Genomic DNA, 21,818 nt, shown 5'->3' with positions numbered 1-21,818 from the left:
GCTGCGGCGCGGGGTGTGCATATTACGCTTTCCCGCTTCAGAGTCAAGCGTTTATTTTCGCTATTCTCAGCTGACCCGGCGGCGTGTGTGCCGTTGTTCCGTGTCAGTGGAGGCGCATTATAGGGAGTTATTCTGATGTGACAAGAGGAAATTTAAAAAAAGTTTCCATCCGCGTTTTTTTTCACCAATAGAGGTGAAATCAAGCTACAAATTGTTCTATTTGATGTATCTGCAACCACAATCACATTCACGGTGGCATAATTATCAGCATGAATCTTTAAGGAATAAAAGCGATGCCATTAAGCGCGCAACAGCTGGCCGCCCAAAAAAACCTGTCTTATGTGCTGGCCGAAAAGCTGGCTCAGCGGATTTTAGCGGGTAAATATGCCCCGGGAAGCATCCTGCCGGGTGAAATGGAGCTGGGTGAGCAGTTTGGGGTGAGCCGTACCGCCGTGCGCGAAGCGGTGAAAACCCTGACGGCGAAAGGAATGGTGCTTCCGCGTCCTCGTATTGGCACACGCGTGATGCCACAGAGTAACTGGAATTTTCTCGATCAGGAGCTGCTCTCCTGGTGGATGACGGAAGACAACTTTCATCAGGTGATCGATCACTTTCTGGTAATGCGCAGTAGCCTTGAGCCTCAGGCATGTCTGCTTGCTGCCACGCTTGGAACAGCAGAGCAGAAAGCGCAGCTTAACGCGTTGATGGAAGAGATGGTGTTCCTGAAAAAACACTTCAACCGCGAACGCTGGGTTGAGGTCGATATGGCCTGGCATGAACATATCTATATGATGAGCGCCAATCCGTTCCTCACCTCTTTTGCCTCTTTATTCCATTCGGTGTACCACACTTACTTTACCTCTATTACACAAGACGACGTGGTAAAACTGGAATGGCACCAGGCGATAGTGGATGCCATTCAGGAAAGCGACGGGCAGCGAGCCCTGAGTGCGTGCCAGGCATTGCTGGCTGCGCCAACCCACCAGCAGGTAAATAAATGACAAAGAAAAAAGCGCGCAGCATGGCCGGATTGCCGTGGATTGCAGCCATGGCGTTTTTTATGCAGGCACTGGATGCCACCATCCTCAACACCGCGCTTCCCGCTATTGCGCAAAGCCTCAACCGTTCCCCGCTGGCGATGCAGTCCGCCATCATCAGCTATACCCTGACGGTCGCGATGCTGATCCCTGTTAGCGGCTGGCTGGCCGACCGCTTCGGCACCCGCAGAGTTTTCATGCTGGCCGTAACGCTCTTTACGCTCGGTTCGCTGGCCTGTGCGCTCTCCTCGTCCTTAACGGAGCTGGTTATCTTCCGCGTATTACAGGGCATTGGCGGCGCGATGATGATGCCCGTGGCGCGCCTTGCCTTATTACGAGCCTATCCTCGAAGCGAACTGCTTCCCGTGCTCAACTTCGTCACCATGCCGGGACTGGTCGGCCCGATACTTGGCCCGGTACTCGGTGGCGTGTTTGTCACCTGGGCAAGCTGGCACTGGATCTTCCTGATTAATATTCCGATTGGCGTAGCGGGGTTGCTGTATGCCCGCAAATATATGCCGAACTTCACCACGCCAAGGCGCAGTTTCGATATGGGCGGCTTCTTCCTGTTTGGCCTGAGCCTGGTGCTCTTCTCCAGCGGGATGGAGCTGTTTGGCGAGAAGATCGTCGCGACGTGGATGGCGCTCTCCGTTATCCTCGCCGGGATTCTGCTTTTCCTTCTTTATATACGTCATGCGCGCCGCCATCCGACGCCGTTAATCTCTCTTGGGCTCTTCAACACCCGAACGTTTTCCGTCGGGATCGCGGGAAACATTGCCTCGCGTCTGGGGACGGGCTGCGTACCGTTCCTGATGCCGCTGATGCTGCAGGTTGGTTTCGGCTATCCGGCACTGATTGCCGGCTGCATGATGGCGCCCACGGCGATGGGCTCGATTCTGGCAAAATCGACCGTGACGCAGGTGCTACGCTGGTTTGGCTATCGCAAGACGCTGGTTGGCGTGACGGTCTTTATCGGTCTGATGATTGCGCAGTTCTCGCTGCAGTCCGCCTCGCTTCCCGTCTGGATGCTGATCCTGCCGCTGTTTGTACTGGGCATGGCGATGTCGACGCAGTTCACATCGATGAACACCATCACCCTTGCGGATCTGACCGACGAGAACGCCAGTAGCGGCAACAGCGTGCTGGCAGTCACACAGCAGCTGTCGATCAGTTTAGGGGTTGCAGTGAGCGCGGCGGTACTGCGGTTTTATGAAGGTTTCGACAGCGCGAACACCGTCGAGCAGTTCCACTATACCTTTATCACCATGGGCGCACTCACCGTCGTTTCAGCGCTGGTCTTTATGCTGTTAAAACCGAAAGACGGCCGAAACCTGATTAAAGAGCGTCACAAAGAGAAAGCTAAACCGAACCGCGTTCCATCAGAACAGGAGTAAGCTGCAGGCGCTGCTGCTGCAGCGTGGGCTGAGCCATTCGGTGGATCAACACATCGATGGCCAGCTCGCCCAGTTCATCCTTCGGCTGATGAATGGTGGTGAGCGGCGGCGTCATATAGCTGGCCAGCTCGATATCATCGTAGCCGATTACCGCCATATCATGGGGAACGCGCAAACCGGCCTGATATAACGCCTGATAGGCGCCAAACGCCATGGCGTCGTTGCCGATAAACACCGCCTGCGGACGCTGCGGTTGCGCCAGCAGCGTCTGCATCGCTTCAAAACCACCGTGAAACTCAAAATCACCGGTAATACGATACCCTTCCGGCACGGAAAGTCCCGCCCGCGCCATCGCGGCGAGATACCCTTCCAGACGCAAACGCGCCGGGGTTTTGTCCAGCGGACCGGTAATACAGGCAATGCGGGTATAGCCTTTATCGATCAGATACTGGGTGGCCATATCACCCCCCAGCAGAGAATTATCCTGAATGAGGTCGCTGGTGCCGTCGAACGGCGCCCAGTCCATCATCACCGTGGGAATGGAGGGATAGCGCTGGATAATCTCTTTCGACGGCTGGTGCGTTTCGGTACACAGCAGCAGTAGCCCGTCGACGCGTTTTTGCATCAGCGTTTCCAGGTTACGGTTCATGCGCTGCTCGTCCCCTTCGGTATTGCACAGCACCAGGCTGTAGCCACGCTCGAAGCAGCTGCGCTCCACGCCGCGAACCAGCTCAGAATAAAAGGGGTTGGTACTGGCGGTGATCAGCATACCGATCGTACGCGTCTGGTTGAGCTTAAGGCTGCGCGCCAGTGCAGACGGCGCATAGTTGAGATCTTTTACTGCCGCTTCGACTTTTTCCCGAATCGCCTCGCTGACGAAGCGATCGTTATTAATGACGTGAGACACCGTCGAGGTAGAAACGCCCGCCAGGCGGGCGACATCTTTCATTGTGGCCAAGCGTTACCCCTGCTGACTTAAGAATTCATCGATCTCTTTACGCCACGGAACGGAAGGCTGAGCGCCCTTGCGCGTCACCGCAATCGCGGCAGCGGCATGCGCGAAGCGGATCGCATCATCCATTTTCTTGCCTTCCAGCAGCGCGGTCACCAGCGCACCATTGAAGGTGTCTCCCGCTGCGATGGTATCAATCGCCTTCACCTTAAAGCCCGGCACGCGACGGCCTTCACCGTTTACGCTTGCCCATACCCCACGGCTGCCCAGGGTGATGATCACGGTTCCGATGCCTTTGTCGTGCAGCGCACGCGCGGCTCTCGCGGCATCGTCATCGTTTTCTACGCGAATGCCCGTCAGCTTTTCGGCTTCGGTTTCGTTCGGCGTGATGATATCCACCAGCGCCAGCAGCTCGTCTGATAATACACGGGCTGGGGCCGGGTTAAGTACGACAGTGGTATGATTTTCATGCGCAATTTTGGCCGCGGCCAGCACGCTTTCAACCGGCGACTCAAGCTGCATCAGCAGGGCCTCGGCGCCGCCAATGATTGCACGTTGCGCTTCCACGCGCTCCGTCGTCAGCGCTGCGTTAGCGCCAGCATGAATACCGATGACATTCTCACCTTCTGCGTTGACGAAAATCAGCGCCACGCCGGTAGATTCCCCTGCAACAACGCTGACCGGTGCGATATCGATGTTGTCGCTCGCCAGCTGCTTGCGTACGCGCTCGCCGGTATCGTCATCACCCGTGCAGGCGATAAACGCAATATTCGCCCCGCTGCGACCGGCAGCGACGGCCTGGTTTGCCCCTTTACCGCCGAATGCGACCTGATACTGGTTACCCGTGACGGTTTCGCCCGGTGCAGGGAACGATTCAAGGTTAAGAATGTGATCGGCATTGATACTGCCAAGGACGACGAGGTTGCCTGCGGTTTTCATGGTTGGGTTGTCCATCTGAGAGCGCCACCGGTGTTACCCGGTGGCGTATGCCACACTTTTCTTTATTGGTGTCCCTCAGGCCGCCAGTGACGGCCTGATTCGCCTTTTACTGCTTGATAACCAGCTTCAGGTCAACAGGGTATTTAGCCTGAACTTTTTCGCCCTTCAGCACTTTGTCGGCAGTTTCAACGCCAGTCGCGCCAATCTGCTCAGGCAGCTGAGCGATGGTCGCAGCCAGTTTGCCATCGTTTACTGCTTTTTCACCATCCGGCGTGCCGTCAAATCCGACAACCATCACATCAGATTTACCTGCAGTCTGCAGAGCGCGCAGCGCACCCAGCGCCATTTCGTCGTTCTGCGCGAATACCGCCTGCACGTCAGGATGTGCGGTCAGCAGGTTCTGCATGACGTTCAGACCTTTAGTACGGTCGAAGTCTGCCGGCTGGCTGGCCAACACGTTGAATTTGTGCGCTGCAACCGCCTGCTGGAAACCTTCGCCACGCTCGCGGGCGGCAGACGTACCGGCAATCCCCTGCAGTTCGATGACTTTAGCGCCTTCACCGGCTTTCTTCGCAATGTAGTCACCCGCGATTTTGCCGCCCAGCACGTTGTCAGACGCAATATGGCTCACCACGTCGCCTTTCGTTGCCTGACGGTCCAGAGTGATCACCGGGATCTTCGCCTGGTTTGCCATTTTCACGGCGTTGCCTACGGCATCGGAATCGGTTGGGTTGATCAGCAGAATTTTGGTACCACGAACGGTTAAGTCCTGAACGTTAGCCAGCTCTTTCGCCGGGTTGTTCTGTGAATCCAGTACCACCAGGTTGTAGCCCAGTTTATCCGCTTCTTTCTGCGCTCCATCCTTCAGGGAGACGAAGAACGGGTTGTTCAGGGTAGAGACAACCAGCGCGATGGTATCTTTCGCCATGGCGTTAGCACTTACGGTTGCGCTCAGCGCGACGGCGGAAACCAGGGTAGCCAGTTTTTTCATGTTCATATCTAAGATGTCCTGTAGTGTCGTCAGTTACTGTTTTTTGTTGTCTACCAGTACCGCCAGCAAAATCACCACTGCCTTAACGATCATCTGGTAATAGGAGGAAACACCTAACAAATTCAAACCATTATTCAGGAAACCGAGAATCAGTGCGCCGATCAATGTCCCAACAATGCGACCTTTACCGCCCGCCAGACTCGTACCGCCCAGAACCACTGCTGCAATAGCATCCAGCTCATACCCCGTACCCGCCGTCGGCTGCGCGGAAGAGAGGCGCGCCACTTCGATGATGCCCGCCAGTGACGCCAGCAGACCGCACAGGGAGTACACGATAACTTTGACTTTATTAACGCTGATACCGGACAGGCGCGTTGCCGCTTCGTTACCGCCCAGCGCATAGATATAACGGCCCAGACGGGTATGGTGCAGCATGTACCACGCCGCCAGGAAGACGATAGCCATGATCCAGACCGGCGTCGGGACACCCAGCGGGCGACCGATACCGAACCAGCCAAACAGATCGGCGTTATCGGTGAAGCCGGTATTGACCGGGCTGCCGTTGGTATAAACCATGGTCACCCCGCGCAGCAGCAGCATCATCACCAGCGTCGCGATGAACGCCTGAACGCGGCCTTTTGCCACAATCACGCCGGTGACGGCGCCAATCGCCGCGCCTGCCGCCAGAGCTGCGGCCACGGCCACCAGCGCGTTGACTTCAATCCCGACAAGCGAAGCGGCGATCGCACCGGTGAGGGCCAGCAGGGAACCGACGGACAGATCGATCCCTGAGGTCAAAATCACCAGCGTCATGCCGACCGCCATAATGGCGTTCACCGACGTCTGCTGCAGAATGTTGAACAGGTTATTTACGGTGAAGAAATTCGGGCTCATGGTCGACACAATCGCGATCAGCACCAGCAGGGCAATGAGCGATTTTTGTTCCATCAGCCACGCCTTTGTGAAATAGCGGCGACCAGAAACAGCCTGGGTAGTCATCTTCTTACTCCTGATTCACGCGATTAAGCTTGCCCACAGCGGCAGCCATCAGAACTTCCTGGGTGGCCTGCTCGCGAGTGAATTCACCGCCGAGATGCCCTTCATGCATGACGATAATGCGATCGCTCATGCCTAATACTTCTGGCATCTCGGAAGAGACCAGAATGATGCTCAGACCGTCGGCCTTGAACTGGTTAATCAGCTGATAGATCTCTTTCTTCGCCCCCACGTCTACGCCGCGGGTTGGCTCGTCGAGGATCAACACTTTCGGGCGCGTCATCAGCCCGCGAGCAATTGCCACTTTCTGCTGATTCCCGCCGGACAACAGGCCAATCGCCTGCTCCATCGACGGCGTTTTAACATTAAAGAGACGGATAAAATCGCTGACCGCCTGCTGCTCGTCTTTATGCTTCAGGCTGCCGCCGCTGTGGCTGAAATAGCGCAGCGCAGTCAGGGACATGTTCTCTTTTACCGACATGCCCAGCACTAAGCCGTCGCGTTTGCGGTCTTCGGAGATATAGACGATGCCGTTCGCCAGACCATCCTGCGGGGAGCGGGTGACCACTTCATGGCCGTCGAGGGTGACATAACCGCTGGTGCGCGGCAGTGCGCCGTACAACACTTTCATCAACTCGGTACGTCCCGCGCCCATCAGACCCGCCACGCCCAGGATCTCGCCCTGGCGCAGGGTAAAGGTCACGTCGTTCACACCCGGGCCGCAGAGGTTATCCACCTTCAGGCGGATCTCACCCGGCGCTTTATCCAGATGCGGATACTGATCTTCAAGCTTGCGTCCCACCATCATTTCGATGAGCGTATCTTCCGTCAGCGTGGCCACTTCTCGCTCGGCAATAAACTGCCCGTCGCGGAAAACGGTGACGTCATCGCAGATTTCAAAGATCTCTTTCATACGGTGAGAGATATAGACAATCCCGCGCCCCTGCGATTTCAGCTCGCGGATAACGCGGAACAGGGATTCGGTTTCGGTATCGGTCAGGGCGTCTGTCGGTTCATCCATGATGATGACTTTCGACTCGAAGCTCAGCACCTTCGCGATTTCCACCATCTGCTGATCGCCGATGGAGAGATCGCCGACCAGCCGGTCGCTCTTAAAGCGCAGGTTCAGTTTCGCCAGCAGCTTGTCGGCTTCGGCATACATGATTTTCCAGTCGATCTTACCGAAGCGATTCACGAACTCACGGCCGAGGAAGATGTTCTCCGCAATGGTGAGCTGCGGGATCAGGTTCAACTCCTGGTGGATAATGCCGATACCCGCTTCCTGAGAAGATTTCGGGCCAGTAAAGGTGGTCTCTTTACCCAGCCAGAGGAGGGAACCGGCATCGCGTTGATAGATACCGGTCAGCACTTTCATCATGGTGGATTTGCCGGCGCCGTTTTCGCCCACCAGCGCCATTACGCGCCCGGGGTAAACGTTCAGCGCCGCGCCGGAGAGGGCTTTTACGCCCGGGAACGACTTATCGATCCCTTTGAGTTGCAGTAATGCGTCCATGATGGCCTCAGAAGGTGACGCCAGCACAGAGAATGATATTCGCATACGGGGAACACTCCCCGCTGCGAATCACCGCCTGACTGTCTGCGGTTTGTTGTTTGAATTGTTCGTGCGTTGTGTAACGAATTTCGATGGTGTTTCCCTGGTGTTGTTGCAGCTGCTCAAGATGGCTGAGCAACGTTTCATGGAGCTGCGGATTATGTTGTTTGATTTCCGCCGCGAGAATGGCCGTCTCAACCTGCATCTCCGCGGTCACCACGTCCAGTACCTGCATAAACGAAGGTACGCCCTGCGTTAACGCCATATCAATACGGGTTGTGCTGCGCGGAACCGGTAAGCCTGCATCGCAAACCACCAGCGTATCGGTATGCCCAAGACGGGAAATCACCGACGAGATTTCTGAGTTGAGTACAGTGCCTTTCTTCATTTTTTTGCTCCACTAGCGAAACGTTTCGCTAAAAAGAGTGTAGCCTCAGAAATGTTCAGAAAACCACCATGACGTAACAGATTTGTGATCGACGTCGAAACGTTTCGCTAAGTGAAATATTGATGGGAGAAATTGCCCTGCGGCGCTTCGCTTGCACGGGCCTACGGGTTTGGTAGGCCGGGTAAGCGCAGCGCCACCCGGCATTTTGGAAAGGACTTAAATCTCGACCTGCGTACCCAGCTCTATCACGCGGTTAGGCGGGATCTCAAACTGGTCAGGCGCGCGCAGAGCGTTACGCTGCAGGATCAGGTACAGCTTGCCGCGCAGGCGCAGGTACCACGGGCGCTTACCGATGATCAGCGACTCGTGGGACATAAAGAACGACGTCTCCATCATGCGGCAGCTTAAGCCTTCCAGACCGCAGCGGTGGAACACCTCTTCCACGTTCGGCGTTTCGCGCCAGCCGTAGCTTGCCACCACGCGCCAGAAGGTCGGGGAGAGCTGCTCAATCTGCACGCGGCGTACGTTGTGAACATATGGCGCATCTTCGGTGCGCAGCGTCAGCAGGATCACGCGCTCGTGCAGCACTTTGTTGTGCTTGAGGTTATGCATCAGCGCGAACGGGATCACGTTCAGGGCGCGAGACATGTACACCGCGGTGCCGGGCACGCGGACCGGCGGGGATTTCTCCAGCGAAGCGATCATCGCCTCCAGAGAATTCCCGTGCTCATGCATACGGCGCAGCAGGCGGAAGCGCTCGCTTTTCCAGGTGGTCATGACGATGAACATCACCAGCCCCAGCGTCAGCGGCAGCCAGCCGCCGGAGACAATCTTGTCGAGGTTCGCAGAGAACAGCGGCACGTCAATACACAGGAAGCCCACCAGAATCATCGCCACGAGGAATTTATTCCAGTGCCAGTTACGGTACGCCACCGTGGTGGAGAGAAGCGATGTCAGCACCATAGTGCCGGTTACCGCAATACCGTACGCCGCCGCCAGGTTGCTGGAGTGCTCGAAGCTGACAATCACAATCACAACAGCGAAGTAGAGCAGCCAGTTAACGAACGGGATGTAGATCTGGCCCGACTCCATCTCTGAGGTATGAATGATGCGCATCGGTGAGAGATACCCCAGACGCACGGCCTGGCGCGTCAGAGAAAACACGCCGGAAATCACCGCCTGAGAGGCAATGACGGTCGCCAGCGTCGCCAGGATCAGCATCGGCACCAGCGCCCAGTCAGGTGCCAGCAGGAAGAACGGGTTCTTGATCGCCTCCGGGTTTTTGAGCAACAGCGCGCCCTGGCCGAAGTAGTTGAGCACCAGCGACGGCAGCACAACCAAAAACCAGGCCACGCGGATAGGCAGCTTTCCGAAGTGACCCATATCCGCATACAGCGCTTCCACACCGGTGATGGAGAGCACGACCGCCCCCAGCGCCACGAAGGAAACTACTTTGTATTCGAGGAAGAAATGCACGGCCCAGTATGGGTTCAGCGCATGCAGCACTTCCGGGTTCGCGATAATGCTGCGTAAACCGAGCGCCGCCAGGATCAGGAACCAGGCCAGCATAATCGGCGCAAACAGTTTTCCCACCAGCCCGGTACCGTGCTTCTGGATCACAAACAGCAGCGTCAACACGATTATCGCCAGCGGGACCACCCACGTATCAAGCTGTGGCGCGATAATCTCCAGCCCCTCTATCGCCGAGAGGACCGAAATCGCGGGCGTGATAACCACCTCTCCGTAGAAGAAGCTGCCGCCAATCAGGCCGATAATCACCAGAACGGAGGTCATTCTGGCGGAGGTGTTGCGCCCTGCAAGGGACATCAGGGTCAGGATACCGCCTTCGCCCGCGTTATCAGCGCGCATAACGAAGGAGAGATACTTAACGGAAACGACCAGAATCAGCAGCCAGAAGATGAGGGACAGGAAGCCAAACACGGCATCGCGCTCAACACCAAAGCCAAACTGGCCGGACAAACATTCACGAAGCGTATAAAGCGGGCTGGTGCCGATATCACCGTAGACAACCCCGATCGCCGCAAGCGTAATTGCGGGTAATGATTGCTTATTATCAGTGCTCATAGACTAGTCTTTTCGTTTAAATAACAAATGTGTTCCTGGTCCCTTGGCCCACAAAAAGCGCACAGTATGCACGATTCATTGCAAAATCGTACCCCTAAATGCAACCGCATTAATGTAGCGCAAAGAAAATTGCGCCGCACTTCAGCCTATTACCAGCCCTGACTGAAACGTCTATACTCGCTTCAATTGGCCGCCACGACGGCGAAAGGATGCAAAACTATTATGGCTCACTCACATTTATTAGCAGAAAGAATTTCCCGCCTCAGCAGCGCGCTGGAGAAAGGCCTTTTCGAGCGTAGCCACGCCATTCGCCTCTGTTTACTGGCAGCATTGAGCGGTGAAAGCGTGTTTCTGCTTGGGCCGCCGGGCATCGCCAAAAGCCTGATTGCCCGCAGGCTTAAGTTTGCTTTTAAGAACGCCCGCGCGTTTGAATACCTGATGACCCGCTTTTCCACCCCGGAAGAGGTGTTTGGCCCCCTTTCCATTCAGGCGCTGAAAGATGAAGGGCGCTACGAGCGCCTGACGACGGGGTATCTGCCTGAGGCAGAAATTGTCTTCCTTGATGAGATCTGGAAAGCCGGCCCGGCCATTCTGAACACCCTGCTCACGGCGATAAATGAACGTCGGTTCCGCAACGGCGCCAGTGAAGAGAAAATCCCGATGCGCCTGCTGGTGGCCGCCTCAAACGAACTGCCTGAAGCCGACAGCAGCCTGGAAGCGCTGTATGACCGTATGCTGATCCGCCTGTGGCTGGACAAAGTGCAGGATAAGTCCAATTTCCGTTCCATGCTGGTCAGCCAGCAGGATGAGAACGAGAACCCGGTAGCAGCGTCATTGCAGGTATCAGACGAGGAGTATTACCAGTGGCAGGAAGAGATCGGTAAAATTAAGCTGCCTGATTCCGTCTTCGAGCTGATCTTCATGCTGCGCCAGCAGCTTGATTTACTGCCCTCTGCCCCCTATGTCTCCGATCGCCGCTGGAAAAAAGCGATCCGCCTGCTGCAGGCCAGCGCCCTGTTCAGCGGTCGCGATGCCGTTGCGCCCATCGATCTGATCCTGCTGAAAGACTGCCTCTGGCACGACGCGGAAGGCATGAATCTGATGCAGCAGCAGCTCGACGTTTTGATGACCGGACACGCCTGGGGACAGCAGGCGATGCTCAACCAACTGGGGGCGATTGCCCAGCGGCGCATCCAGCTTCAGCAGCAGCAAAGTGATAAAACCGCGCTGAAAGTGAATCGCCTGGGGGGGATGTTCGCCCGCAAACCGCATTATGAATTACCCGCCGAACTCACCAGCACGACGCTGACCCTGCTGCTCCAGCAGCCGCTCAAGCTGCATGACATGCAGGTGGTGCACGTGACGATTGAGCGCGAGGCGCTGGCGCAGTGGCTGGATAAGGGCGGAGAGATCCGCGGAAAGCTCAACGGCATCGGTTTTGCGCAGCCGCTGAATATGGAAGTAGACAGCAGCCAGCACCTGGTGATCCGCGACGTCAGCCTGCAGGGCTCGCGTCTTGCGCTTCCGGGAACCGCCTCTGAGAGCGTCCCCGAAGAGATTAAGCAGCAGCTGGACGCGCTGGACACCGAATGGCACCAGCAGCACACCCGCTTTAGCGAACAGCAAAAATGCCTCTTTATCCATAGCGACTGGTTAGGCCGCATCGAAGCCAGCCTGCAGGACGTCAGCGCGCAGATCAAACAGGCGCGTCAATGCTAACCCTGGATACGCTTAACGTCATGCTGGCCGTCAGCGAGGAAGGGTTGATCGAAGAAGTGGTGATCACCCTTCTGGCTTCACCGCAGCTGGCGGCCTTCTTTGAAAAATTTCCGAAGCTCAAAAAGGCGATGACCGACGATCTTCCGCGCTGGCGGGATAACCTGCGTCAACGGTTTAAAGAGACCGAAGTCCCCCCTGAGTTAACAGAAGAAGTGGCCTGCTATCAGCAGTGCCAGCGACTTTCCACGTCGCAGTTTATCGTCCAGCTTCCGCAAACCCTGACGTTGCTCGACAAGGTCCACTCCCCGTTTGCCAGCCAGGCCCGTGGGCTGGTCACGGATAACGCCACGTTCACTCCCGCACTGCACACCCTCTTCTTACAGCGCTGGCGCCTAAGCCTGGTGGTGCAGGCCACCACGCTAAACCAGCAGCTGCTGGATGAAGAGCGCGAACAGCTGCTCAGTGAAGTTCAGGAACGCATGACCTTAAGCGGCCAGCTTGAGCAGGTGCTGGTGGAAAATGAGAACGCGGCAGGGCGTCTCTGGGATATGAGCGCCGGCCAGCTTCGGCGCGGGGACTATCAGCTGATCGTCAAGTACGGCGATTTTCTGGCGCAGCAGCCCGAGCTGATGAAGCTTGCAGAACAGCTGGGACGTTCAAGGGAGGCAAAGTCGGTTCCAAAGAAGGACGCCCCGATGGAAACCTTCCGCACCCTGGTGCGTGAGCCGGCCACCGTTCCAGAGCAGGTCGACGGGCTCCAGCAGAGCGATGATATTCTGCGCCTGCTGCCCACGGAGCTGAGCACGCTGGGGATGACCGAGCTGGAGTACGAATTTTACCGTCGGCTGGTGGAAAAGCAGCTCCTCACCTACCGGCTGCACGGTGAAGCATGGCGCGAGAAAATCAGCCAGCGGCCGGTCATTCATCAGGATTTTGACGAGCAGCCGCGCGGGCCATTTATTGTCTGCGTGGATACGTCCGGATCGATGGGCGGGTTCAACGAGCAGTGTGCAAAGGCGTTCTGTCTGGCGCTGATGCGCGTGGCGCTCGCCGATCGCCGCCGCTGCTTCATCATGCTGTTCTCCAGCGAAGTCGTGGGCTATGAGCTGACGAACCAGCAGGGGATCGAGCAGGCAATCCGCTTCCTGAGCCAGCGCTTTCGCGGCGGAACCGATCTGGCCAGCTGTTTTCGCAGCATCGTAGAGCGGATGCAGGGCGGCGACTGGTACGACGCTGACGCGGTAGTGATATCCGATTTTATTGCCCAGCGGCTGCCGGATGACGTGGTCAATAAAGTGAAGGAATTACAGCGTGTGCATCAGCACCGTTTTCATGCGGTGGCGATGTCCGCCCATGGAAAACCCGGCATCATGCGCATCTTCGATCATATCTGGCGCTTTGATACCGGGTTGCGTAGCCGCCTGCTCAGACGCTGGCAGCGTTAATTACAGAAGAGAACCGACGCTTTCACGCACCTGCTGCGGCCAGACGCCACACTGCACCTGACCAATATGGGGCAGCTGAAGCAGCAGCATGGTCAGACGGGACTGGCCGATACCGCCGCCAATCGTCTGCGGCATTTCCCCACGCAGCAGCGCCTGGTGCCACTCCAGTTTGAGACGATCTTCATCTCCGGTCACCGCCAGCTGGCGCTTCAGCGCCTCAGCATCCACGCGGATCCCCATAGAAGAAAGCTCGAATGCGTCTTCCAGCACCGGGTTCCAGACCAGAATATCGCCGTTCAGCCCGGCAAATTCGCCCTCACCGGTGGTGCTCCAGTCATCATAATCCGGCGCACGAACGTCGTGGCGTTTGCCATTAGACAGTTTGCCGCCGATCCCAATCAGGAATACCGCCCCGAGCTCTTTGGCGATCGCCCGCTCGCGGCCTTTGGCATCCAGATCCGGGAAACGGGTCAGCAATTCCTGGCTGTGTACAAAGTGGATCGTTTCCGGCAGGAACGGCGGCAGACCAAACGCTTTGCTTACGGCCGCTTCGGTCGCTTTGATCCCGGCGTAGATCGCCTCAACGGTAGACTTCAGCGTGCCAACGTGGCGCTCACCATCGCCCATCACGCGCTCCCAGTCCCACTGGTCAACGTAAACGGAATGAATGGGAGACAGGCGGTCTTCATCGGGGCGAAGGGCTTTCATGTGCGTGTAGAGCCCTTCGCCCGCGCTGAAGTCATGTTGTCCCAGGGTCTGACGCTTCCACTTCGCCAGTGAATGAACCACTTCGAACTGGGCGTCTGGCAGCGTTTTCACTTTTACCTGTACCGCTTTTTCGCATCCAGAGAGGTTATCCTGCGTCCCGTCACCCACGCGGCTGAGGATCGGGGCCTGGACTTCAATCAGCCCAAGCTTCTCTTCCAGCTGGCGGGAAAAATGGGATTTTACGAAACTGATCTGGCGTTGTTTTGCGATGTAAGCGGTTTTCATTATTTATACTCCTGCGTCCTGTTGATATTGATTAAGCAACAGAAATGGCACCTTATTCAATAACCCATCAACAAAAAGCCACCTTCACTTTTGATTCGATAAAATAAGGCGCTAGAATAGAGTGATTCATTAATCTTCATAAGAAAAAGCTATGGAAAATTATCAGATCGACAATCTCGACCGCGGCATTCTGGAGGCGTTAATGGCCAATGCCCGTACCGCCTACGCCGAACTGGCGAAACAGTTTGGCGTCAGCCCGGGAACCATTCACGTTCGCGTAGAGAAGATGAAGCAGGCGGGGATCATTACCGGCGCGCGCATTGACGTCAGCCCGAAGCAGCTGGGTTACGACGTCTGCTGCTTCATCGGCATCATTCTAAAAAGCGCCAAAGACTACCCTTCCGCCCTGGCGAAACTGAACGCGCTGGATGAAGTCACCGAGGCGTACTACACCACCGGGCACTACAGCATCTTTATTAAGGTCATGTGCCGATCCATCGACGCCCTTCAGCAGGTACTTATCAACAAGATCCAAACAATCGATGAAATTCAGTCCACCGAGACACTGATCTCCCTGCAAAACCCGATCATGCGTACCATCCGCCCGTGATCGGGCAAATTCATTCCCACATTTTCCACAGGTAGATCCCAGCTCGTTCACAGCGTACAATGGCCGTCTCTTTATCTGAGCGAGCGATCAATGGCGGACATTACCCTTATCAGCGGCAGCACCCTTGGCGGTGCGGAATACGTAGCGGAACATCTGGCTGAAAAGCTGGAAGAGGCGGGCTTTTCCACGGAAACCCTGCACGGCCCGTTGCTGGAAGATCTCCCGACTGACGGGGTCTGGCTGCTGATCACCTCCACGCACGGCGCGGGCGATCTGCCGGATAACCTGCAACCTTTATATGACGAACTGCTGGAACAGCAGCCCGACCTGTCAAACGTCCGTTTTGGCGCAGTGGGGATCGGCAGTCGTGAATATGACACCTTTTGCGGGGCAATAGAGAAAGTCGAAGCCGCTGTGACCTCCTGCGGAGCAAAACAGCTGGGTGAAACGCTCAAGATCAACATCCTCGATCATGACATTCCGGAGGATCCAGCCGAGATCTGGCTCGCGGAATGGAAAAATTTACTCAAAAACGATTAAAGATCGCGCGAACAGATGTGGATAACTCTGGTTAAAAGCTCGTATTAACCCGTAGTTATCCAAAGAACAACCGTAGCGCCGTTTTTGGCCTGTGTATAAAGTCGCGATCTGATCCCAGCTTATACGGTCCAGGATCACCGATCATTCACAGCAAACGATCCTTTCTAACTGCATGATCTTCTTTATGAGATCGGACTTATCCACACGGGTTCGCGATCCTAATAAGAGATCACAATAGAACAGATCTCTAAATAAAAAGATCTTCTTTTTAATAGCCCAGGATCCCAATGCTTTCTCGAAAGACTAAAGTTGAGTAGAATCCACGGCCCGGGCTTCAATCCATTTTCTTACCGCTTTACGCGAGGCAGACCACCATGTTTTATCAGGATCCTTTTGACGTCATCATCATTGGCGGGGGTCACGCAGGCACTGAGGCCGCAATGGCCGCAGCGCGAATGGGTCAGCAGACCCTGCTTTTGACACACAATATCGACACGCTGGGACAAATGTCCTGTAATCCGGCGATTGGCGGCATTGGGAAAGGACACCTGGTAAAAGAAGTGGATGCACTTGGCGGCCTGATGGCGAAAGCGATCGATCACGCAGGCATTCAGTTTAGGATACTAAACGCCAGTAAAGGCCCCGCTGTGCGTGCGACCCGTGCTCAGGCAGACCGCGTACTTTATCGCCAGGCGGTACGTACCGCGCTGGAGAACCAGCCGAACCTGATGATCTTCCAGCAGGCGGTTGAAGATCTTATCGTTTTGAACGATCGCGTCGTGGGCGCCGTGACCCAGATGGGCCTCAAATTCCGCGCCAAAGCTGTGGTGTTGACCGTGGGTACCTTCCTTGACGGTAAAATTCATATTGGTCTGGATAACTACAGCGGCGGCCGTGCTGGCGATCCGCCGTCTATCCCATTGTCTCGCCGTCTGCGCGAGCTGCCGCTGCGCGTCAGCCGCCTGAAAACCGGCACGCCGCCGCGTATTGATGCGCGCACCATTGATTTCAGCGTGCTGGCGCAACAGCACGGTGATAACCCAATGCCGGTCTTCTCGTTTATGGGCAATGCGGCACAGCATCCGCAGCAGGTGCCGTGCTACATCACGCACACCAACGAGAAAACCCATGATGTGATCCGCAATAACCTCGATCGCAGCCCGATGTACGCCGGCGTGATCGAAGGGATCGGTCCACGCTACTGCCCGTCGATCGAAGACAAAGTGATGCGCTTTGCCGATCGCAACCAGCACCAAATCTTCCTGGAGCCGGAAGGGTTGACCTCAAACGAAATTTACCCGAACGGCATCTCCACCAGCCTGCCGTTCGACGTACAGATGCAAATTGTTCGCTCAATGCAGGGTATGGAGAACGCAAAAATCGTTCGCCCTGGCTACGCTATTGAGTACGATTTCTTCGATCCGCGTGACCTGAAGCCGACCCTGGAGAGCAAATTCATCCACGGTCTGTTCTTCGCGGGTCAGATTAACGGCACCACCGGCTACGAAGAAGCGGCTGCACAGGGCCTGCTTGCCGGTCTGAACGCCGCGCGCTTCTCTGCTGAGAAAGAGGGCTGGGCTCCGGCGCGTTCTCAGGCTTATCTGGGCGTGCTGGTTGACGATCTCTGCACGCTGGGTACCAAAGAACCGTACCGTATGTTTACCTCTCGCGCGGAATATCGCCTGATGCTGCGTGAAGATAACGCCGACCTGCGTCTGACCGAAATGGGCCGCGAGCTGGGTCTGGTCGATGACGAGCGCTGGGCGCGCTTCAACGAGAAGCTGGAGCGCATTGAGCAGGAACGTCAGCGTCTGAAAACCACATGGGTGAATCCGCAGGCGGAAACCGCTGCTGAAGTGAACGCTCACTTAACCGCGCCGCTGTCGCGCGAAGCCAGCGGTGAAGATCTGCTGCGCCGTCCAGAAGTCACCTACGAGAACCTGGTCAAACTGACCGCGTTCGCGCCAGGCCTGGAAGACGCTGAAGCGGCAGAGCAGGTCGAGATCCAGGTGAAGTACGAAGGTTACATCGCCCGTCAGCAGGATGAGATCGAAAAACAGCAGCGTAACGAAAACACGCTGCTGCCGGAAATGCTGGACTACCGCCAGGTGACGGGCCTTTCCAACGAAGTGATCGCCAAGCTGAACGATCACAAACCGGTGTCGATCGGTCAGGCATCCCGCATCTCGGGCGTGACCCCGGCGGCGATTTCGATCCTGCTGGTGTGGCTGAAAAAGCAGGGCATGCTGCGCCGTAGCGCGTAATTGACATTGCTTTTGGCGGGTGGCGATTCGCTGACCCGCCCTACTTATTCGTAGGCCCGGTAAGCGGCAGCGCCACCGGGCAGAAAAACTCTCAACAGGTATTCACCGTGCTCAACAAACTCTCTCGTCTGCTGGATCAGGCAGGTATTTCGCTCACCGATCACCAGAAAAATCAGCTGGTGGCCTATGTCGATATGCTGAACAAATGGAACAAAGCGTACAACCTGACGTCTGTTCGCGACCCCAACGAGATGCTCGTTCGCCACATTCTCGACAGCATCGTGGTTGCTCCCTGGCTGAAAGGTGAACGCTTTATCGACGTGGGGACGGGCCCTGGTCTGCCGGGTATTCCGCTGTCGATTGTTCGCCCTGAGAGCCATTTCACGCTGCTGGACAGCCTTGGCAAACGCGTGCGCTTTTTACGCCAGGTACAGCATGAGTTGAAGCTTGAAAACATCACGCCCGTGCAGAGCAGGGTAGAGGAGTTCCCGGCAGAGCCGCCGTTTGACGGGGTTATCAGCCGCGCATTTGCGTCGCTCAACGATATGGTGAGCTGGTGCAAGCACTTACCTGCGGAGAATGGCCGCTTTTATGCGCTGAAAGGGCAGTTGCCAGGCGATGAGATTGAACAGCTTCCGGACGGTTTTGCTGTCGAGTCTATTGAGAAATTACAGATTCCTCAGCTCGAAGGCGAACGTCACCTGGTGATAATTAAGCCAAACAATTTTTAAAAAATTAATAAAAAATGTGGAATTCGTGCTGTTCTTATCATGTTAAAAAACAGCACAACTACCGGGGATTTACCGAGGAGCTTTTAACCTCTGCTTCACTAAGGTTTTTCTTCCGGTTAACGAAGCAATCGTTATTCACCGAGAAGATAGTCATCTTTGAAAATATAAGTCTGCTAAAAGTGGAAGGCAGTAACCAGAACGCAATGTTAATTATTTATTAAGAATGTCAATAAAAGGTTTTTATTGTGTACTGGGCTGTTTTGAAAATAGTTGCGACATTTTGCGTTTACTTTCATAAGGATAAATTTCTGCGATTTGCGCCTTTGATAAATACAACCTTATCGCAAATGTGTGTTTTGTGATCTCGTGCACGCTTTATAGACAACGTTTTCGCGCTGTTTGCAGTTTTGGTCGAAGGTTGACGCTTTCAGCGAAAGTTAAAAAATAGCGGTGGGGAAAAATATTTAAACATTTATTCACCTTTTCGCTACTTAATGTTTGAAATCACGGGTGCGCACCGTATAATTTGACCGCTTTTTGATGCTTGACTCTGAGCCTTAAAGGACGTTTTATACGACACGCGGCATACCTCGAAGGGAGCAGGAGTAAAAACGTGATGTCTGTGTCGCTCTTGAGTAGAAACGTTGCTCGTAAGCTTCTGTTCATTCAGTTTCTGGCTGTGATAGCAAGTGGACTGCTGTTTAGCCTCAAAGACCCCTTCTGGGGCATCTCCGCCGTGTGCGGGGGTTTGGCGGTTGTGCTGCCAAACGTGTTGTTTATGATTTTTGCCTGGCGTCATCAGGCGCATACACCTGCCAAAGGCCGCGTGGCCTGGTCCTTCGCCCTCGGCGAAGTGTGTAAGGTGTTGCTGACCTTTGCTCTACTGGTGATGGCGCTGGCGGTTTTGAAAGTGGTCTTCATGCCGCTGATAGCAACGTGGGTTTTGGTGCTGGTGGTACAAGTTCTGGCTCCAGCTGTAATCAATAACAAAGGGTAAAAGGCATCATGGCTTCAGAAAATATGACGCCGCAGGATTACATAGGTCACCATCTGAATAACCTTCAGCTGGACCTGCGTACATTCTCGCTGGTGGATCCACATAACCCCCCGGCCACCTTCTGGACGATCAACATCGACTCCATGTTCTTCTCGGTGGTTTTGGGTCTTCTGTTCCTGGCCATGTTCCGCGGTGTTGCTAAACGAGCGACCAGCGGTGTACCAGGGAAATTCCAGACCTTCATCGAAATGATCATCGGCTTCGTCCATGGCAGCGTCAAAGACATGTACCATGGCAAGAGCAAGCTGATTGCTCCGCTGGCGCTGACCGTGTTCGTTTGGGTCTTCCTGATGAACCTGATGGACCTGCTGCCAATCGATCTGCTGCCGTTTATTGGCGAGCACATCTTCGGCCTGCCTGCACTGCGTGTTGTACCGTCTGCGGACGTGAACATCACCCTGTCGATGGCGCTGGGCGTGTTTATCCTGATTCTTTTCTACAGCATCAAAATGAAAGGCGTAAGCGGCTTTGTGAAAGAGCTTACCTTGCAGCCGTTCAACCACTGGGCGTTTATTCCGGTCAACCTGATCCTGGAAGGCGTTAGCCTGCTGTCCAAACCTGTTTCACTGGGTCTGCGACTGTTCGGCAACATGTATGCGGGTGAGCTGATTTTCATTCTGATCGCGGGTCTTCTGCCGTGGTGGTCACAGTGGGTTCTGAATGTGCCGTGGGCCATTTTCCACATCCTGATCATTACGCTGCAAGCCTTTATCTTCATGGTTCTGACGATCGTCTATCTGTCGATGGCGTCTGAAGAGCACTGATTTTTTACCAACACTACTACGTTTTAATTGAAACAAACTGGAGACTGTCATGGAAAACCTGAATATGGATCTGCTGTACATGGCTGCCGCTGTGATGATGGGTCTGGCGGCTATCGGTGCTGCGATCGGTATCGGCATCCTCGGGGGCAAATTCCTGGAAGGCGCTGCGCGTCAACCTGATCTGATTCCTCTGCTGCGTACTCAGTTCTTTATCGTTATGGGTCTGGTGGATGCTATCCCAATGATCGCTGTAGGTCTGGGTCTGTACGTGATGTTTGCTGTCGCGTAGTAGTAGTTTTAAAACCCTAAGCCACAGATATTAAAGAGGTATTGTGCTGTGAACATGAACGCAACAATCCTCGGCCAGGCCATCGCGTTTATTCTCTTTGTCTGGTTCTGCATGAAGTATGTATGGCCGCCTTTAATGGCAGCCATCGAAAAACGTCAGAAAGAAATTGCTGACGGTCTGGCTTCTGCAGAACGCGCTAAGAAAGATTTGGACCTTGCACAGGCCAACGCGACAGACCAGCTGAAAAAAGCGAAAGCGGAAGCTCAGGTTATCATCGAACAGGCTAACAAACGCCGTTCGCAGATCCTGGACGAAGCGAAAGCTGAAGCAGAACAGGAACGTACTAAGATCGTGACACAGGCTCAGGCTGAAATTGAAGCTGAGCGTAAACGTGCTCGTGAAGAACTGCGTAAGCAGGTTGCGATTCTGGCTGTTGCTGGCGCCGAGAAGATCATCGAACGTTCCGTGGATGAAGCTGCTAACAGCGACATCGTGGACAAACTTGTCGCTGAACTGTAAGGAGGGAGGGGCTGATGTCTGAATTTGTTACGGTAGCTCGCCCCTACGCCAAAGCAGCTTTTGACTTTGCTATCGAACACCAAAATGTCGATCGCTGGCAGAATATGCTGGCGTTTGCCGCTGAGGTGACGAAAAACGAACAAATGGCCGAGTTGCTTTCCGGTGCGTTAGCACCTGAAACCCTCGCCGCGTCGTTTATCGCCGTGTGCGGAGAGCAACTGGATGCCAACGGCCAGAACCTGATTAAGGTGATGGCAGAGAATGGTCGTCTCCGTGTGCTCCCGGATGTTCTCGAGCAGTTTGAGCACTTACGTGCCCTTAGTGAAGCTACCGCAGAAGTCGAAGTGACTTCTGCGACTGAACTGAGTGACGAACAGCTTGCGAAAATTACCGCCGCGATGGAAAAACGTCTGTCACGCAAAGTTAAGCTGAATTGCAAAATCGATAAGTCTGTAATGGCAGGCGTAATCATCCGTTCGGGTGATATGGTCATTGATGGCAGCGTGCGCGGCCGTCTTGAGCGCCTTGCAGACGTCTTGCAGTCTTAAGGGGA

Annotated in this window: 21 protein-coding genes; 13 read left to right on the top strand and 8 right to left on the bottom strand. The window is 55.2% G+C overall.

Features of this window, described 5'->3' with window-relative positions:
• Positions 1-293 precede the first annotated feature (293 nt).
• Both AA74_RS0102595 and mdtD read left to right on the top strand, forming a co-directional pair.
• Entirely contained in the window at positions 294-1,001 is a 708-nt protein-coding gene (locus AA74_RS0102595) for a FadR/GntR family transcriptional regulator (RefSeq protein ID WP_021242652.1), read from the top strand.
• Positions 998-2,431 carry a multidrug transporter subunit MdtD gene (gene mdtD, locus AA74_RS0102590; RefSeq protein ID WP_021242653.1) on the top strand — a complete coding sequence of 478 codons (1,434 nt, stop codon included), beginning with the start codon at positions 998-1,000 and terminating at the stop codon, positions 2,429-2,431. Before AA74_RS0102595 ends, mdtD begins: the two co-directional genes overlap by 4 nt.
• Here the strand turns inward: mdtD and rbsR are convergent.
• The 7 genes from rbsR to kup form a co-directional block, all read right to left on the bottom strand.
• Positions 2,397-3,389: a ribose operon transcriptional repressor RbsR gene (gene rbsR, locus AA74_RS0102585; RefSeq protein ID WP_021242654.1), complete on the bottom strand. Its 993-nt coding sequence runs from the start codon at positions 3,387-3,389 to the stop codon at positions 2,397-2,399. The two genes, mdtD and rbsR, sit on opposite strands and share 35 nt — an antisense overlap.
• 3 nt (positions 3,390-3,392) lie before the next feature.
• Positions 3,393-4,322, bottom strand: a complete 930-nt coding sequence (rbsK, locus tag AA74_RS0102580; RefSeq protein ID WP_023293678.1) for a ribokinase — start codon at positions 4,320-4,322, stop codon at positions 3,393-3,395.
• Positions 4,323-4,428: 106 nt separating this feature from the next.
• Positions 4,429-5,319, bottom strand: coding sequence for a ribose ABC transporter substrate-binding protein RbsB (gene rbsB, locus AA74_RS0102575; RefSeq protein WP_008503498.1), 891 nt, complete (start codon positions 5,317-5,319; stop codon positions 4,429-4,431).
• Positions 5,320-5,346: 27 nt separating this feature from the next.
• Positions 5,347-6,312: a ribose ABC transporter permease gene (gene rbsC / locus AA74_RS0102570; RefSeq protein WP_021242657.1), complete on the bottom strand. Its 966-nt coding sequence runs from the start codon at positions 6,310-6,312 to the stop codon at positions 5,347-5,349.
• A gap of 4 nt (positions 6,313-6,316) precedes the next feature.
• Positions 6,317-7,822, bottom strand: a complete 1,506-nt coding sequence (rbsA, locus tag AA74_RS0102565; RefSeq protein ID WP_025910790.1) for a ribose ABC transporter ATP-binding protein RbsA — start codon at positions 7,820-7,822, stop codon at positions 6,317-6,319.
• A 7-nt stretch (positions 7,823-7,829) separates the two neighbouring features.
• Positions 7,830-8,249, bottom strand: coding sequence for a D-ribose pyranase (gene rbsD, locus AA74_RS0102560; RefSeq protein WP_023345137.1), 420 nt, complete (start codon positions 8,247-8,249; stop codon positions 7,830-7,832).
• Between the two features lie 216 nt (positions 8,250-8,465).
• Positions 8,466-10,334, bottom strand: a complete 1,869-nt coding sequence (gene kup / locus AA74_RS0102555; RefSeq protein WP_021242659.1) for a low affinity potassium transporter Kup — start codon at positions 10,332-10,334, stop codon at positions 8,466-8,468.
• A 222-nt stretch (positions 10,335-10,556) separates the two neighbouring features.
• Between kup and ravA the strand changes: the two genes are divergently transcribed.
• Together ravA and viaA are read left to right on the top strand one after the other, a co-directional pair.
• The gene (gene ravA / locus AA74_RS0102550) at positions 10,557-12,053 is read left to right on the top strand and encodes an ATPase RavA (protein ID WP_025910786.1); all 1,497 of its coding nucleotides are present in this window, start codon (positions 10,557-10,559) and stop codon (positions 12,051-12,053) included.
• A complete protein-coding gene (gene viaA, locus AA74_RS0102545) occupies positions 12,047-13,498 on the top strand; it encodes an ATPase RavA stimulator ViaA (protein WP_021242661.1) in 1,452 nt (483 codons plus the stop codon). The genes ravA and viaA overlap by 7 nt, the downstream gene beginning before the upstream one ends.
• Here the strand turns inward: viaA and asnA are convergent, their stop codons facing one another.
• Positions 13,499-14,491 carry an aspartate--ammonia ligase gene (asnA, locus tag AA74_RS0102540; RefSeq protein ID WP_025910785.1) on the bottom strand — a complete coding sequence of 331 codons (993 nt, stop codon included), beginning with the start codon at positions 14,489-14,491 and terminating at the stop codon, positions 13,499-13,501. It abuts the gene before it with no gap.
• 151 nt (positions 14,492-14,642) lie between these two features.
• Between asnA and asnC the strand changes: the two genes are divergently transcribed.
• The 9 genes from asnC to atpH all read left to right on the top strand — a co-directional run bounded on the left by asnC (position 14,643) and on the right by atpH (position 21,813).
• Positions 14,643-15,101 carry a transcriptional regulator AsnC gene (gene asnC / locus AA74_RS0102535; protein WP_008500198.1) on the top strand — a complete coding sequence of 153 codons (459 nt, stop codon included), beginning with the start codon at positions 14,643-14,645 and terminating at the stop codon, positions 15,099-15,101.
• A gap of 90 nt (positions 15,102-15,191) precedes the next feature.
• Positions 15,192-15,641 (top strand): FMN-binding protein MioC, encoded by a 450-nt coding sequence (mioC, locus tag AA74_RS0102530; protein WP_008500197.1) that lies wholly within the window; start codon positions 15,192-15,194, stop codon positions 15,639-15,641.
• Positions 15,642-16,015: 374 nt separating this feature from the next.
• The gene (gene mnmG, locus AA74_RS0102525; RefSeq protein ID WP_025910781.1) at positions 16,016-17,905 is read left to right on the top strand and encodes a tRNA uridine-5-carboxymethylaminomethyl(34) synthesis enzyme MnmG; all 1,890 of its coding nucleotides are present in this window, start codon (positions 16,016-16,018) and stop codon (positions 17,903-17,905) included.
• A gap of 107 nt (positions 17,906-18,012) precedes the next feature.
• Positions 18,013-18,636: a 16S rRNA (guanine(527)-N(7))-methyltransferase RsmG gene (rsmG, locus tag AA74_RS0102520; protein WP_008500195.1), complete on the top strand. Its 624-nt coding sequence runs from the start codon at positions 18,013-18,015 to the stop codon at positions 18,634-18,636.
• 616 nt (positions 18,637-19,252) lie between these two features.
• Entirely contained in the window at positions 19,253-19,633 is a 381-nt protein-coding gene (gene atpI, locus AA74_RS0102515) for a F0F1 ATP synthase subunit I (protein ID WP_008500194.1), read from the top strand.
• An 8-nt stretch (positions 19,634-19,641) separates the two neighbouring features.
• Positions 19,642-20,457, top strand: coding sequence for a F0F1 ATP synthase subunit A (gene atpB, locus AA74_RS0102510; RefSeq protein WP_008500193.1), 816 nt, complete (start codon positions 19,642-19,644; stop codon positions 20,455-20,457).
• A 49-nt stretch (positions 20,458-20,506) separates the two neighbouring features.
• Positions 20,507-20,746 carry a F0F1 ATP synthase subunit C gene (gene atpE / locus AA74_RS0102505; protein WP_000429386.1) on the top strand — a complete coding sequence of 80 codons (240 nt, stop codon included), beginning with the start codon at positions 20,507-20,509 and terminating at the stop codon, positions 20,744-20,746.
• Positions 20,747-20,794: 48 nt separating this feature from the next.
• The gene (gene atpF, locus AA74_RS0102500; protein WP_003862370.1) at positions 20,795-21,265 is read left to right on the top strand and encodes a F0F1 ATP synthase subunit B; all 471 of its coding nucleotides are present in this window, start codon (positions 20,795-20,797) and stop codon (positions 21,263-21,265) included.
• Between the two features lie 14 nt (positions 21,266-21,279).
• Entirely contained in the window at positions 21,280-21,813 is a 534-nt protein-coding gene (gene atpH, locus AA74_RS0102495) for a F0F1 ATP synthase subunit delta (protein ID WP_008500192.1), read from the top strand.
• Positions 21,814-21,818: the final 5 nt, after the last annotated feature.

Source organism: Enterobacter sp. 5-4 (genome assembly GCF_000612205.1).
Taxonomy (GTDB): domain Bacteria; phylum Pseudomonadota; class Gammaproteobacteria; order Enterobacterales; family Enterobacteriaceae; genus Enterobacter; species Enterobacter roggenkampii.
The sequence above is the reverse complement of the archived record's forward strand: the minus strand, read 5'-3'. Positions and strand labels throughout refer to the sequence as shown.